Origin of the sequence: Rahnella sp. RcJ3, from assembly GCF_009498575.1 — a bacterium.
In the GTDB taxonomy this organism is placed as follows: domain Bacteria; phylum Pseudomonadota; class Gammaproteobacteria; order Enterobacterales; family Enterobacteriaceae; genus Rahnella; species Rahnella aceris.
Map to the genome: position 1 here is coordinate 46,256 of NZ_QSNX01000002.1, position 14,872 is coordinate 61,127.

The following is a 14,872-nucleotide window of genomic DNA, read 5'->3' on the forward strand; positions in this document are numbered from 1 at the left end:
CAATACTCCTGGACCGTTGACCTGACAGGCGTCAGGTGTGCAAATAGCGATGTTGCTCACAATATAACACGATGTTAATATTTGGCAATCGAGACGCTTAGATGGCTAAATGCCAATTCGATCTAAGCCGCAACACATTGAATATATCGCGGTAAATAGCGTCAATTTCATTCCGAACTCCGTCCCTCAACGCACAGCTTTTCAGGAATACGATGACAGAGAATTTGCAACTGGGCGCGCTGCTGGCAGCCTGTCACTGGATTGGTCAGAAGGGCTGGAGCCCGGCAACGGGCGGCAATATGTCCGTCCGCGAAGGCGATGCTCATTGCCTGATCACCGAATCGGGAAAAGATAAAGGATCACTCACCGCAGACGATTTCCTGCTGGTGGAACTGGAAAGCGGCCTTGCGCCCAGCGGACGTCGTCCTTCTGCGGAAACCGGGCTGCACACCATGCTGTATTCCCGCTATCCTGAAACAGGCGCGGTGCTGCATACCCATTCGGTCAATTCGACAGTGTTATCGCGGGTAGAACGCAGTGGTGCGCTGGTGCTGGAAGGCTATGAGATGCAGAAATCGCTCAGCGGCCAGACCTCGCACCTTGATCAGGTGGTGATCCCGATTTTCGACAACAGTCAGGATATTCCCGCGCTGGCGCAGAAGATCATCGCATCAGCGGAGCACGCGCCGTTGCAGTATGGTTTTCTGCTGCGCGGTCATGGGCTGACCTGCTGGGGACGGGATGTGGCCGAAGCGCGCCGCCATCTGGAAGGGCTGGAATTTTTATTCCAGTGTGAACTGCAACGTCGCCTGCTGGAGGCTAAATGATCCGCGCCATTGTGACTGATATTGAAGGTACCACCACGGATATCCGTTTTGTGCATCAGGTGTTGTTCCCGTATGCCCGTCAGCGTCTTGCTGAATTCCTGCGCCATGAGCATGAACAGCCGGACGTTGCGGCGGCACTGGATGCCTTACGCGCAGAAATCGACCGGCCACAGGCCAGCGTCGAGGCGCTGATTGAACAACTCTTTACTTACATGGATAACGACGTGAAATCGACGTCGCTGAAAGTGTTGCAGGGCATCATCTGGCGTACCGGTTATGAAAACGGTGATTTTCGCGGGCATCTGTATGCTGACGTCGCACCGCAGCTGGAAGCGTGGAAAGCTGAAGGTCTGCAACTTTGCGTGTATTCCTCGGGGTCGGTGGACGCGCAAAAGCTGTTGTTTGGTTACAGCGATGCCGGTGATTTAACCTCGCTGTTCAGCGGATATTTCGATACCCGCGTCGGTGCTAAGCGTGAAACCGAGTCGTATCAGAACATCGCTGAGCAACTGATCCTGCCGCCGCAGGATTTACTGTTTTTATCAGACATCCGTCAGGAGCTGGACGCCGCGCGCTTAGCGGGCTGGCATACCTGTCAGCTGATCCGCGATGACGCGGACGAACTCAGCGATCACCTGCAAGTTAATCGTTTTGATCAGATAGCCTTAGAAACATTCTTATAAGAGGGTTGACCATGAGTGCATTAACGATTTTTAGTGACCAGGATCCTTCCGCACCGTTGTGGGAAAGCCGCGACGGGGACGCGATCGCTGCTGAACTGAGCAAAATTGATGTGCGTTTCGAACGCTGGCAGGCTGACCGCGATTTAGGCGAGAACCCGCAGCCGCAGGACGTGATTGCCGCCTATCAGCATGAAATCGACAAACTGGTCGAAGAGAAGGGCTATCAGAGCTGGGATGTGATCAGCATGCGCCCGGACAACGAACAGCGTGAGGTGCTGCGCACCAAGTTTCTCTCTGAACATACACATGGCGAAGACGAAGTGCGTTTCTTCGTCGAAGGTGCCGGGCTGTTTTGCCTGCATCTGAACGGCAAGATTTTTCAGATCCTGTGCGAGAAAAACGATCTGATTTCCGTACCGGCTAATACCCGCCACTGGTTTGATATGGGCGGATCCCCGTCGTTTACCGCGATCCGTGTATTCGATAATCCGGAAGGCTGGGTGGCGCATTTCACCGGCGATAAGATTGCGGATGCGTATCCGCGGATGGGGGAGTAAGCTTTGACTCCCTCCCCTGCGAAGGGGAGGGTTGGGGTGGGGTTTTAAAGCAAAATCAAGATGTTGAAGTGTGCTTTAACTGAGGTGTTAGCCCTTAAAACCCCCTCCCAGCCTCCCCCTTCGCAGGGGGAGGAGTAAAACCGAGTTGTTTGCCACAGTTTGCCGGGAGGAGAAAAGATTACTTCAACGCCTTCGCAAACACACCATCCCGTACCTGCTCCGGCGTCACCACCCCCACATCCAGCACCCATCCGCTGATCAACTCCGCCGGTGTGACATCAAACGCCGGGTTATAAACCTGCGCACCGAGCGGCGCCCATTGTACGGAACCAAAGCTGCCGGAAACGCCGGTCACTTCATTTGCCGCGCGCTGTTCGATAGGGATGGCGGCACCGTTCGGGCAGTGCGGGTCATGGGTGGTATGCGGCGCGGCAACATAGAACGGAATACCGTGATATTTCGCCAGCACCGCCAGGCTGTAAGTGCCGATTTTGTTGGCGACATCGCCATTCGCAGCAATGCGGTCAGCGCCGACCCAGATGGCATCAACGCGTTTTTGCGCCATCAGGCTGGCGGCCATCGAATCACAAATCAGCTGATAAGGAATGCCCAGCTCGCCAAGTTCCCACGCGGTCAGGCGCCCCCCTTGCAACAACGGACGGGTTTCATCCACCCAAACCTGTTCTATATTGCCCTGTTCATGGGCTCGGCGGATCACGCCGATGGCCGTGCCGACGCCCGCTGTTGCCAGGCCGCCGGTGTTGCAGTGGGTGAGCAGACGGCTGCCGGGCGTGACCAGTTTTGCGCCGTGAGTGGCAATGCTGTCGCACAATGTCTGATCTTCATCCACCAGCCGCAATGCTTCTTCCACCAGCGCTTTCACGTAATCAGCTTGTTGCAACGCGGCCTTCATACGGTCGAGATTGTTCATCAGATTCACTGCGGTCGGGCGCGAGGCACGCAATGTCTCCAGAGCCTGATGCAATTCATCCTGCGCCATTCCCTGTTCGGCCAGCAGCGCCAGCAACAGACTGGCGGACAAACCAATCAGCGGCGCACCGCGTACGCGCAGGGTGCGGATGTGATCCACCAGTTCGCTGACATCACGGCATTCGCGCCAGTCTGAACGTTGCGGCAGAGCTTGCTGGTCGAGGATCCACAGCTGGTTTTCACGAATACGTAAACTGGTGGTTGTGAGGCTTTGCATTGTTAGTTAAATCCTTGTTGCCCGGTTGCATCTGTTCACTTATTCTGCCAACATGCTTCACGGATGTATAGACGTCTAAACGCTTTAAAGGCTAAAAAAAGAATTCGAGAGGTCAGGATGTCACGCTACTACACATTTACCGCCAACGATGCCGTTGAATATGCCCGTCAGTTTGGTGGCGTGGCGGATCCGCAATCTCTTGTCACGGCCGATGAAATCGGTGACGGAAACCTGAACCTGGTGTTTAAGATCCGCGATACTGCGGGGAAAAACCGGGTGATTGTAAAACAGGCGCTGCCGTACGTGCGGTGTGTGGGGGAATCCTGGCCGCTGACGTTAGATCGTGCGCGCATTGAAGCCGAAACCCTGATTATCCACGGCCAGTACTGTCCGCAGCACACGGTTAATGTGTTGCATCACGACGCTGAACTGGCGGTGATGGTGCAGGAAGATTTATCGGATCATCAGATCTGGCGCAGTGAACTGGTACTGGGGAAACATTACCCGCAGGCGGCAGCCCAGCTCGGTGAGTATCTGGCACAGACACTGTTTCATACTTCCGATTTCTACCAGAATGCGCAGGCCAAAAAAGCCGAAGTCTCGCGTTTTACCAACCCTGAATTGTGTCAGATCACTGAAGATCTGTTCTTCACCGATCCGTATGTTGACCATGAGCGCAATAATTTTGAGCCGGTATTGCAGCCGGCGGTGGATGCACTGCGTCAGGACAAACCGCTGCGTCTGGCTGTGGCCGCGCTCAAACATCGTTTCCTGAGCAAGGCCGAAGCGCTGTTGCACGGTGATATTCACAGTGGTTCGATTTTTGTTGCTGAAGGCAAACTGAAAGCCATTGACGCGGAGTTCGGTTATTACGGCCCGATGGGCTTTGATCCCGGTTCTGCTATCGGCAACCTGTTGCTGAACTATTGTGGTCTGCCGGGGCTGGTGGGTGTGCGCGAGGCGGCGGACGGTCGCGAGCAGCGCCTGAAAGATGTGCGTGAACTGTGGATGAGTTTCTCAGAGCGTTTCCTGCAACTGGCGCGGGATAAATCTCAGGATCCGACGCTGGCGGAAACCGGCTATGCCGGACTCTTTTTGCAGGAAGTCTGGCACGATGCCGTCGGTTACTGCGGCGCGGAGTTAATCCGTCGCACCATCGGCCTGGCACATGTTGCTGATCTCGATACCATTAAAGATGATGCGATGCGCGCCGACTGCCAGCGTCATGCGCTGAGCCTTGGGCAAAAACTGATCCTCACTGCACAACAAATCGGCGATGTGGAGTCACTTATTGCGCGGATACGTCAGTTCAGCTAATCCTGTAAGTTTCTTGTATAATGCCCGCCTTCGAGGTGCGTAGGGGTAAACCCGGTGGCATTTCCTCGGTTTACTTTTAACAGGAATACAGAATTATGATGCATAACCATGTCTTACGCAGCGTGCGCTACATGTTGGATTTAAGCGAAGGCCAGCTGATCGAGATCCTTAAAACCACCGGTACGCCCGTCAGCCCTGACGTGATGTCGCGTTATCTGAAAAAAGAAGACGAAGAAGGTTACATGGAAGTGCCTGACGAAGTGATGGCGAACTTCCTCAATGGCCTGATTACCTTCAAACGCGGTAAAGACGATCGCTTCCCGGCACCGGAAGTGGAAAAACGCCTGACCAATAACATCATGCTGAAAAAATTGCGTGTGGCGTTTGAGCTGAAAACCGAAGACATGATTTCTGTACTGACGGCGGCTGATTTCAAAGTGTCTGAAGGTGAACTGAGCGCATTCTTCCGCAAAGAAGGCCACAAAAATTACCGTCCGTGCGGCGATCAGGTGATGCGTTATTTCCTGAAAGGGCTGACGGCGAAAGTGCGTCCTAAAAAAAGCTGAATATAAAGTATTCATGAAATAAATATTTATATACTGAATGCTTTAATGGTGAATAATAAGCGGGAGCCTTTTTTAAAAGGCTCCCGCTTTACGTTTATTTACTCTGTAATGACGAAATTTCGTTATTTTACTTCCCACATCACGTTTCTCTAGTTTATTTTTGACAGCATATTAATTCGGAAACTATCTTCATCCTTCGCCGTAATACCTCAGGGCACTATTTCAAAAAATAAAACACCGCTGTTAATTGACTGGCAGCGGGTAATTTTTATAGTGAAAAGGATATCTTATTATGACAAAAATTAAACTATTGGCCTTATTCGTCGGATTCGCCATTTCGGGTTCTGCGGTTGCCGCCACGTCTGGAAGCAGCCTTGAAGCCCGTATGGCACAGCTTGAGCAGCGTCTTCAGCAGGCGGAAACACGGGCTGAAACTGCCGAAAAACAAATCCAGCAGTTGAAGCATCAGGATATTAAGCGCGAGCAGGAAATTGCCCGCGTGAAAGAAGCCAGTCCGGTAGAAGTTAAAAAGGATGGTATATCGGAAGACAAATTATTAACACTTAATGGATTCGATAATTTAAAACTGTACGGTGATGTGGAATTTAACGTTGACGGTGCCAGCCGCAGCGGGCAATTAACCTCCGTCAGAACTAAGGACAATAAAAACTGGAAGCCGGGGAATAATGAGCGTTGGGATGTTAACGGACGGTTATTAATCGGTCTTGATGGTTATCGTCGAAATGATAATGGTCAGTTCTCCGGTTTCTCTGTGCAGCCAACGGCTGACCTGAACGGTTCAATGAATCTTGATGATGCCGCTTTCTTCTTCGGTGAAGAAAAAAACTGGATGGCAAAAATCGGCCGCTTCGAAGCTTACGATATGTTCCCGCTTAATCAGGACACCTTCGTTGAATACTCCGGGAATACCGCCAATGATCTGTACGCCGACGGCTACGGTTATGTCTACATGATGAAAGAAGGGCGCGGTCGCAGTGACAGCGGCGGCAACATCATGCTGAATAAAAATATCGGCAACTGGTATTTCGAGCTGAACACCCTGCTGGAAAACGGCACCTCACTGTTTGCTGAGCAAAACTACCACGGCAACCAACTTGAGAATGATAAAAACGTCGCGTACCTGCGTCCGGTCATTGCCTGGAAAGGGGATGCGTTCTCTGTGGCCGCCGCAATGGAAACCAACGTGGTGAACAATGCGTACGGCTACACCGGTGAAAATGGCGAATTCGTTGATCAGTCCAAACGTAATGGTTATGGCATGACCATGACCTGGGACGGGCAGAAAGCGGACCCTGAGAACGGCGTGGTGGCTAACCTGAGCACGGCCTATATGGATGCATCGGATGAAAAAGACTTCACCGTCGGTGCCAATGCCTTATGGAAACGCTTCGAGCTGGGCTACATCTATGCGCACAACAAAATCGAAGACTTCAGCATCAAGGGCCTTCGCGCATCCGATTACGACGATGACTGGTTTGATGAACCGGGCAGCTACGACATTCATACCGTTCACGCCAGTTACCTGATCCCGAACGTGATGGATATGGAAAACTTCAACGTGTATCTGGGCGCTTATGTCTCCATGCTGGAAGCAGATAAAACCTACAGCGGCGATGATGACAGCGATGAGCGGTATGGGGCGCGGGTACGCTTTAAATACTACTTCTGATTACCCGTCATATTTCGCGTCACAGATGCGTTGGTTGCACTCCCAGGGTGAGTGAGCTTACCGCCTTTCTGCAACACGAACTATTTAGGGTAATATGTATGTATCTTCATAAATAATAAAAGCCTGAGTGCGTAAACACTCAGGTTTTTTTATGGATTAACAGTTAAATCAGGCAGCTTCGGTGTGGCGGGGTTTCGCCTCAGCCTTTTTTACGCTGTCTTTCTCCGCTTCTGGTTTTTGTGCGGCCAGTGCGTCAGGTTCAAACTCATCGACGTTGATTGAACGCAGACGGCTTTCTTCCGCACGGCTCAGGATACGCGCATCGTCGGCGCTCAGATGACCGGCATCCAGACCTTTTTGCGCCAGAATATCCAGACGGGTGAACGGCAGTTTTTTGCCCATCGCTTCGCACAGACGTTTGTGAACCGGCTCAGCGGCCAGAATATCCTGCAAGGCTTCTTCCAGCAGACCGACCGGGTTGTGCTCGCCGGGTGTCAGATACTGACCACGACCGATGCGGCTGCGTGTCGCTGAAGGCACCTGCAGAATACGCGCCAGTTGGTGATCCAGACGATCAGACGGTGCGGAGTGCGAACGGCCCAACGGGAAAATCACCAGGCGCATCACGCCAGCCACAAAACGGTTCGGGAAGTTACGCAGCAAATCGTCGATAGCGACTTCGGCCTGATGCAGACAATCCTGCACGCCCCAGTGCACCAGCGGTAAATCCGCTTCGTGACAGCCTTCTTCGTCATAACGTTTCAGCGTCGCCGTCGCCAGATACATCTGGCTGAGGATATCACCGAGGCGGGCGGAAATGCGTTCGCGACGTTTCAGGCTGCCGCCGAGCACGCCCATCGACACATCAGCCAGCAATGCCAGGTTAGCGCTCAGACGGTTGATGTGCTGATAGTAACGGGCGGTTTTATCATTGACCGGCGTATCACTGGTGCGGCCGTTAGTCAGACCGAGCCAGAAACTGCGCATTTTGTTACTGCCGACGTGGCCGATATGCCCGAAGAGTGCACGGTCGAAATCAACCAGATCGTTTTTCTCCGCCGCTGCCATTTCACGAAGAACATAAGGATGACAGCGGATCGCACCCTGACCAAAGATGATCATGCTGCGGGTGAGAATGTTGGCACCTTCCACGGTAATCGCAATCGGCGCACCCTGATAAGCGCGGGCCACGAAGTTGCTGCTGCCGAGCATAATGCCTTTACCACCGGTGATATCCATCGCATCCATCACGGCGCGCTGGCCGCGGTGAGTACAGTGGTATTTGACGATAGCGGACAGCACCGCTGGTTTTTCACCCAGCATAATGCCGTTCGTGATAAGCGTTGCGGCGGCATCCATCACGTAAGCGTTACCGGCAATGCGCGCCAGCGGTTCTTCGATACCTTCCATTTTACCGATAGGCAGTTTGAACTGACGGCGGATATAGGCATAAGCCCCGGTCGCCAGCGCCAGAGATTTCAGGCTGCCGGTAGAGTTAGACGGCAGCGTGATGCCACGGCCGACAGACAGACATTCCACCAGCATACGCCAGCCCTGACCGGCCATTTTCGGGCCGCCAATGATGTAATCGATCGGTACAAAAATATCGCTGCCGCGCGTCGGGCCGTTCTGGAATGGCACGTTCAGCGGGAAGTGGCGGTGACCAATTTCAACACCGGCGGTGTCGGTTGGGATCAGCGCACAGGTAATGCCCAGATCCGTTTCGTTGCCGAGCAGGTGATCGGGATCTTTCAGTTTAAACGCCAGGCCCAGCACGGTGGCGATAGGTGCCAGCGTGATGTAACGCTTGTTCCAGGTCAGGCGCATGCCAAGCACTTCCTTACCCTGCCACTGGCCTTTACACACGATACCAAAGTCCGGGATGGCACCGGCATCAGAACCCGCTTCCGGGCTGGTCAGGGCGAAACAGGGAATTTCCAGACCTTCGGCCAGACGCGGCAGATAGTGATCTTTCTGCTCCGTGGTGCCGTAATGTTGCAGTAATTCGCCTGGCCCGAGGGAGTTCGGCACACCGACGGTGATCGCCAGAATGCCTGACACACCGGCCAGTTTTTGCAGCACACGCGCCTGCGCATAAGCCGAGAATTCCAGACCGCCGTACTCTTTCTTAATGATCATTGCGAAGAAGCGGTGTTCTTTCAGATACGCCCACAGTTCCGGCGGCAAATCAGCCAGTTCATGGGTGATCTGGAAGTCATTCGCCATACGGCAGGCTTCTTCAACCGGCCCGTCAATAAAGCGCTGCTCTTCCTCTGTCAGTTGCTGCTCAGGATAATCCTGCAATTTCTTCCAGTCTGGCTTGCCACCAAACAGGTCACCTTCCCACCAGGTGGTGCCTGCTTCAATCGCTTCTTTTTCCGTGCGCGACATTGCGGGCATCACTTTACGGAAGGTGCGAAGCGCCGGGCCGGAGAACAATGAACGGCGCATGACAGGGATATTGAAGGGCAGGAGAATGATCGCCAGCGGCAATAACAGCCAAAGTGTCCACAGATTAATGGCACCCATAACCGCCGTAAACGCCAGTAAAATCAGGCTGCTCAGGGCGAGATTGACCTTGTGATAGAACAACGCACCAAGGATCACGATAAATGCAACAATGCTAAGAACCATCATAGTAAAGCTCCTGAGTAGTAGGAGGTCTGACCTGTTGTAGGGATATAATGGTTTTAGTTCATGCCCATTTCTTTATCAATGTGTTTACATACTAATTACAACGCAGCTCACAAACCGGCCGCACGAAGCGTCAAAAACAGAAACTATCGGAATCATTACCGCTTCATGGCTTCTCGCTGTTTCGGCTTTCCGTTAAACTGCACAGCGGAACGTTTTATTGCTATCGGCCGTGCTGAAACCGGCTGCAAATGGACATAAAAGAGGCTGCTATGTACCAGGATATTATCCGTACTGAACTGAACGAAGCTGCTGACACGCTGAATAAATTCATCAGCGATCCGGCAAATATTGAGTCTATTCAACGTGCAGCGGTGCTGCTGGCCGATTCATTCAAAGCGGGTGGGAAAGTGATTTCCTGTGGTAACGGGGGTTCACACTGCGATGCCATGCATTTCGCCGAAGAACTGACAGGCCGCTATCGTGAAAACCGTCCGGGCTATCCGGCAATTGCGATTTCTGACGTCAGCCACATCTCTTGCGTCGGCAACGATTTCGGTTACGAATACATCTTTTCCCGTTATCTGGAAGCCGTAGGCCAGAAGGGCGACGTGCTGCTGGGCATTTCCACTTCCGGTAATTCCGGTAACGTGATCAAAGCCATCGAAGCCGCACGCGCTAAAGGCATGAAAGTTATCACCCTGACCGGTAAAGATGGCGGGAAAATGGACGGTTCAGCCGATGTGGAAATCCGCGTTCCGCACTTTGGTTTCGCTGACCGCGTGCAGGAAATCCACATCAAAGTCATTCATATTTTGATTCTTCTGATCGAAAAAGAGATGGCAAAGGCATAAGCCTTTTGCCGTAAAGGAGGCTGGTGATGTGCGAATTGCTCGGGATGAGCGCTAACGTTCCTACTGATATTTGTTTCAGTTTCAGTGGATTAGTGCAGCGTGGTGGCGGGACCGGCCCGCATAAAGACGGCTGGGGCATCACCTTTTATGAAGGGAATGGCTGTCGTACTTTTAAAGATCCGACGCCAAGCTTTAATTCGCCCATTGCCCGCCTTGTTCAGGAATATCCGATCAAATCCTGCGCGGTGATTTCTCATATCCGTCAGGCAAACCGTGGTGAAGTCGCGCTGGAAAATACTCATCCGTTTACCCGCGAACTGTGGGGACGCAACTGGACTTATGCGCACAACGGTCAGCTTCGTGGTTATCGTCAGCTCGATACCGGTACGCTGCGTCCGGTGGGCCAGACCGACAGCGAATACGCCTTCTGCTGGTTACTGCACAAACTCACCCAACGCTATCCGCGCCGCCCTGCAAGCTGGCCGCCAGTGTTTCGCTATATTGCGTCGCTGGCTGATGAATTACGGCAGAAAGGGGTGTTTAACATGTTGCTGTCGGATGGCAATTTCGTGATGGCGTATTGCTCGACGAATTTGCACTGGATCACGCGGCGTGCGCCTTTCGGCAAGGCAACGTTGTTGGATCAGGATGTGGAAATTGATTTTCAGCAGCAGACGACACCGGATGATGTCGTCACCGTGATTGCCACGCAACCGCTGACGGCGAACGAAACCTGGAACAAAATTGCTCCAGGTGAATTCGCATTATTTCATCGGGGCGAACGCCAGCTGTGAAGGCAGCGGGGTGTTGGACAACGGTTGTAGCACTTCATATCTACCGTCAGTGACCACGACATTTGGTGGCTGATGGTGTTTCTCAAAGTACGCATATCCCGGCTGTAACTGGTTCCAGAAACTGTAATAGCTGGAGTTTTTATGCGCCTTCATGTTGGCATCGGTCATCCTGAACGGGTAAATGCTAATTTTTAAATTGCGTTGCCCGAACTGGAATGCCGCCTGTACGTAGGTGAATATTTCGTCCATATAGCCGTCGGTCATGGCGTAGCAACCAATAGACTTACAGTTACCGTGGATCATCAGATACTTACCTGAATAACCCTGCGAGATATCATAAGCATTGGGGAAACCGATGTTGATGGCGCGATAAAAGCGGCTGTCGGGTTTCAGGTGGTGAATATCCACGTTGTAGAAACCTTCCGGGCTTTTGAAATCGCCTTCGCGACGTTTATTTCCCAAACCGCCGGAAAAATCGCAGATGCCATAACTGCCGATCAGACGAAATTCGCCGTCGAGCTGAGCATACAATTCGAGTTTACGTTCCTGTTTGAAGATCTGGATATAAACAGGTGCACCCAGTAATTGTTTTTTTAGTGCCGCGTTGACCGGGACAGCATCGCTGGCCACGGCGTAATTTGCTGTAAATAAAGGCAAACTGAGGAGCATCGCAAGAAACAGCGCGATTCTGATCATTCTAAGTCCTGCTCGGTAATAATTTTGATTATTTTGTCTACAGCTCAACTGCCTGTAAGACCGCCACTGATTTTCTTCTTATGTACTGTCTGTCGGAAACGCTGTCATATTAATACTGATTAAATTTTTAGCAATCACCAAATAATGAATAATGACTTTAGGAATAGGAAAATTATTACGTTGCCATTAATGGTGATTAATTAAGTCAAACTAACCCTCATTTTCTATGTTGGACATCCCTGCATTCAACTGTATACTTATACAGTTATTGAGGGGGAGGGTTATGCGTAAAATCATTCATGTGGATATGGACTGCTTTTTCGCTGCGGTCGAAATGCGCGATGATCCTTCCCTGCGCGACATTCCTATTGCCATTGGCGGCAGTCGTGACCGCCGTGGTGTTATCAGCACCGCTAATTATCCTGCCCGCAAATTCGGCGTGCACAGCGCGATGCCCACCGGCATGGCACTGAAACTTTGCCCGCACCTGAAAGTGATCCCCGGCCGAATGGAGGCCTATAAAGAAGCGTCAAACCATATCCGTGAAATCTTTGCGCGTTATACGCCATTGATCGAACCGCTGTCACTCGATGAAGCTTATCTGGATGTTTCCCACGCGACGCAATGCAACGGCTCTGCAACGCTTATCGCTGCTGAAATCCGTCAGGCCATTTTCGATGAGATCAATCTGACGGCATCTGCGGGTATCGCGCCGATCAAATTTCTGGCAAAAATCGCCTCGGATCTGAACAAGCCCAACGGTCAGTTTGTGATCACGCCGGAAAAAGTCGGGGCGTTTTTACAGGATCTTCCGCTGAGTAAAATCCCCGGCGTCGGTAAAGTCACCGCTCAGCGTTTGCAGGAGCAGGGGCTGATCACCTGCGGCGATGTGCAGCGTTACGATCTGGCGAAACTGCTTAAACGCTTTGGCAAATTTGGCCGTGTGCTGTGGGAACGCTGTCAGGGTATCGATGAACGTGAAATTTCCCCCGAGCGGTTACGTAAATCGGTCGGCGTTGAACGCACACTGGCAGAAGATATCCACAGCTGGGAAGAATGCGTGTCGCTGATCGAACGTTTGTATCCTGAACTGCAAACACGTTTAAGCCGTGTCAGCCCAGATCTGCGCATCGCGAGGCAGGGCGTAAAACTCAAATTCCATGATTTCCAGCAGACCACGCAGGAACACGTCTGGCCGGTGCTGAATAAAGAAGATCTGCTGAAGGTCGCGCGTGAAGCCTGGGAACAGCGGCGTGGCGGAAGGGGAGTCAGGCTGGTGGGATTACATGTGACGTTGCAGGATCCGCAGATCGAGCGGCAGCTTCTGCTTCCCTGGGAATGATCCCCGTCATCCTTCAAACTGTCTCTGCGTTGGCTGCCTTCGCAAACCCCGGTCACATACTTGTGTATGCTACCGGGGATTTACTCAGTTGCCGCCTTGATACAGCCCGAATGATTTAGGGGACCGATCGAGTATTAACCGCGTTCAGGAATCGCTTTCAGCAGGGCCGTCAGCAGTTTCCAGTACAGCTCGACGCTGGCGATTTCCACCTGCTCATCCGGCGAGTGTGGCCCGGTGATGGTTGGCCCGATGGAAACCATGTCCATGTCCGGGTACGGTTTTTTGAACAGACCGCATTCCAGACCGGCGTGGATCACCATGATGTTCGGAGTTTTATTGAACAGCGTCTGGTAAGTTTCACGCACCAGCGTCATCACTGGTGAATTCGGCTCAGGTTTCCAGCCAGGATAGCTGCCTTTTGCCAGGCTTTTCGCGCCAGCCAGTTCACTCAGTGAATTGAGCATGCTGACCACATATTCTTTACCGCTGTCGATAAGCGAGCGGATCAGGCTGTTGATCGCCACTTCGTCATCTTTCATGGTGACAACACCGACGTTCAGCGAGGTTTCTACCACGCCTTTCACGTCATCACTCATGCGGATCACGCCGTTTGGCGTCGCGTTCAGCAGGGCAAGGAATTTACCCTGAGTTTCTGCGGTCAGCGCCTTCGCGTTGCTTTCAGCCGCTTCCACCACAAAGGCAATTTTCTTCTCTACCGCTGACAGTTCGAACTGAATCGTTGCCAGGAATTCTTGTGCTGCCGCTTTCAGCGCGTCTGCTTTATCAGCAGCAACAGCAAGAGTCACAATTGCTTCACGCGGGATAGCGTTACGCAGTGTGCCGCCGGTGAAGTCGAGCAGGCGCAGACCAAGAGTATCAGCGTTGTCTGCCAGGAAACGTGCCAGCAGTTTGCTGGCGTTGCCCAGACCTAAGTGGATTTCCGCGCCGGAGTGGCCACCTTTCAGGCCTTTCAGGGTCAGTTTCAGCGTGCTGAAACCGGCCGGAACCGCTTCACGGCTCAGCGGCAGTGTGGCGGTAAAATCAATCCCGCCAGCGCAACCCATGTAGATTTCGCCTTCGGTTTCAGAATCGGTGTTGATCAGAATTTCAGACTGTAACCAGTTCGGTTGCAGGCCGAATGCGCCTGCCATGCCGGTTTCTTCGGTCATGGTCAGCAGCACTTCCAGCGGGCCGTGTTCTACGCTGTCATCAGCCAGAACCGCCAGCGCGGACGCCATACCGATACCGTTATCAGAACCCAGCGTGGTGCCGCGGGCTTTTACCCAACCGTCTTCGATGAAGGGTTGGATCGGATCTTTAGTGAAATCATGAACAGTATCGTTGTTTTTCTGCGGCACCATATCGAGGTGAGCCTGCAGTGCAACGGCTTTGCGGTTTTCCATGCCTTTGGTGGCGGGTTTGCGCAGCAAAATGTTGCCAACTTCATCACGCTCAGCGTGGATACCTTTTTCCTGTGCCCATTCAACGATGTGTTTTGCCAGCGCTTCTTCATGATAGGAAGGGTGCGGAATTGAACAAATTTTGGCAAAAATATCCCACAACGGTTGTGGCGAAAGCTGAGACAGTTCAGACACTATAAGTCTCCTGTGACAGTCAGCTCATTCAGGCTCCGTTTGCAGGGGAACTGACTGAGATGCTGTAGGTTTAAGGTTAAGTAATCCCCGCCAGACTGTGTGGCGAGTGG

At 52.5% G+C, this 14,872-nt stretch carries 13 protein-coding genes; 9 read left to right on the forward strand and 4 right to left on the reverse strand.

The features are described 5' to 3' along the window. Positions 1 to 212 precede the first annotated feature (212 nt). The 3 genes from DXU84_RS02830 to DXU84_RS02840 are packed head-to-tail and all read left to right on the forward strand — an operon-like array spanning position 213 to position 2,067. Positions 213 to 827 carry a methylthioribulose 1-phosphate dehydratase gene (locus tag DXU84_RS02830; protein ID WP_013574275.1) on the forward strand — a complete coding sequence of 205 codons (615 nt, stop codon included), beginning with the start codon at positions 213 to 215 and terminating at the stop codon, positions 825 to 827. Continuing rightward, positions 824 to 1,510 carry an acireductone synthase gene (gene mtnC, locus DXU84_RS02835; protein WP_013574276.1) on the forward strand — a complete coding sequence of 229 codons (687 nt, stop codon included), beginning with the start codon at positions 824 to 826 and terminating at the stop codon, positions 1,508 to 1,510. The genes DXU84_RS02830 and mtnC overlap by 4 nt, the downstream gene beginning before the upstream one ends. 11 nt (positions 1,511 to 1,521) lie before the next feature. Next, on the forward strand, positions 1,522 to 2,067 hold the full coding sequence (locus tag DXU84_RS02840) for an acireductone dioxygenase (protein ID WP_013574277.1): 546 nt from the start codon (positions 1,522 to 1,524) through the stop codon (positions 2,065 to 2,067). A gap of 178 nt (positions 2,068 to 2,245) precedes the next feature. Here the strand turns inward: DXU84_RS02840 and mtnA are convergent, their stop codons facing one another. Then, the gene (gene mtnA, locus DXU84_RS02845; protein ID WP_153374800.1) at positions 2,246 to 3,274 is read right to left on the reverse strand and encodes an S-methyl-5-thioribose-1-phosphate isomerase; all 1,029 of its coding nucleotides are present in this window, start codon (positions 3,272 to 3,274) and stop codon (positions 2,246 to 2,248) included. 117 nt (positions 3,275 to 3,391) lie between these two features. Here mtnA and mtnK point away from each other — a divergent pair, with 117 nt between their 5' ends. The 3 genes from mtnK (at position 3,392) to DXU84_RS02860 (ending at position 6,847) form a co-directional block, all read left to right on the forward strand. Then, a complete protein-coding gene (gene mtnK, locus DXU84_RS02850; RefSeq protein WP_153374802.1) occupies positions 3,392 to 4,591 on the forward strand; it encodes an S-methyl-5-thioribose kinase in 1,200 nt (399 codons plus the stop codon). Between the two features lie 95 nt (positions 4,592 to 4,686). Beyond that, positions 4,687 to 5,157 (forward strand): DUF1456 family protein, encoded by a 471-nt coding sequence (locus tag DXU84_RS02855; protein WP_013574280.1) that lies wholly within the window; start codon positions 4,687 to 4,689, stop codon positions 5,155 to 5,157. Positions 5,158 to 5,449: 292 nt separating this feature from the next. Then, positions 5,450 to 6,847: a carbohydrate porin gene (locus tag DXU84_RS02860; protein ID WP_112151321.1), complete on the forward strand. Its 1,398-nt coding sequence runs from the start codon at positions 5,450 to 5,452 to the stop codon at positions 6,845 to 6,847. Between the two features lie 168 nt (positions 6,848 to 7,015). Here the strand turns inward: DXU84_RS02860 and fadE are convergent, their stop codons facing one another. After that, the gene (gene fadE / locus DXU84_RS02865) at positions 7,016 to 9,484 is read right to left on the reverse strand and encodes an acyl-CoA dehydrogenase FadE (RefSeq protein WP_126124652.1); all 2,469 of its coding nucleotides are present in this window, start codon (positions 9,482 to 9,484) and stop codon (positions 7,016 to 7,018) included. A 269-nt stretch (positions 9,485 to 9,753) separates the two neighbouring features. Between fadE and lpcA the strand changes: the two genes are divergently transcribed. Then, positions 9,754 to 10,335, forward strand: coding sequence for a D-sedoheptulose 7-phosphate isomerase (lpcA, locus tag DXU84_RS02870; RefSeq protein WP_013574283.1), 582 nt, complete (start codon positions 9,754 to 9,756; stop codon positions 10,333 to 10,335). 26 nt (positions 10,336 to 10,361) lie between these two features. Next, positions 10,362 to 11,129 (forward strand): class II glutamine amidotransferase, encoded by a 768-nt coding sequence (locus DXU84_RS02875; RefSeq protein ID WP_015696178.1) that lies wholly within the window; start codon positions 10,362 to 10,364, stop codon positions 11,127 to 11,129. Here DXU84_RS02875 and dpaA read toward each other — a convergent pair. Continuing rightward, positions 11,100 to 11,825: a peptidoglycan meso-diaminopimelic acid protein amidase gene (gene dpaA, locus DXU84_RS02880; RefSeq protein WP_013574285.1), complete on the reverse strand. Its 726-nt coding sequence runs from the start codon at positions 11,823 to 11,825 to the stop codon at positions 11,100 to 11,102. The two genes, DXU84_RS02875 and dpaA, sit on opposite strands and share 30 nt — an antisense overlap. A gap of 283 nt (positions 11,826 to 12,108) precedes the next feature. Here dpaA and dinB point away from each other — a divergent pair, with 283 nt between their 5' ends. Continuing rightward, positions 12,109 to 13,167 (forward strand): DNA polymerase IV, encoded by a 1,059-nt coding sequence (gene dinB, locus DXU84_RS02885; RefSeq protein WP_013574286.1) that lies wholly within the window; start codon positions 12,109 to 12,111, stop codon positions 13,165 to 13,167. Between the two features lie 134 nt (positions 13,168 to 13,301). Here the strand turns inward: dinB and pepD are convergent, their stop codons facing one another. Further along, entirely contained in the window at positions 13,302 to 14,762 is a 1,461-nt protein-coding gene (gene pepD / locus DXU84_RS02890) for a beta-Ala-His dipeptidase (protein ID WP_013574287.1), read from the reverse strand. Positions 14,763 to 14,872 lie beyond the last annotated feature (110 nt).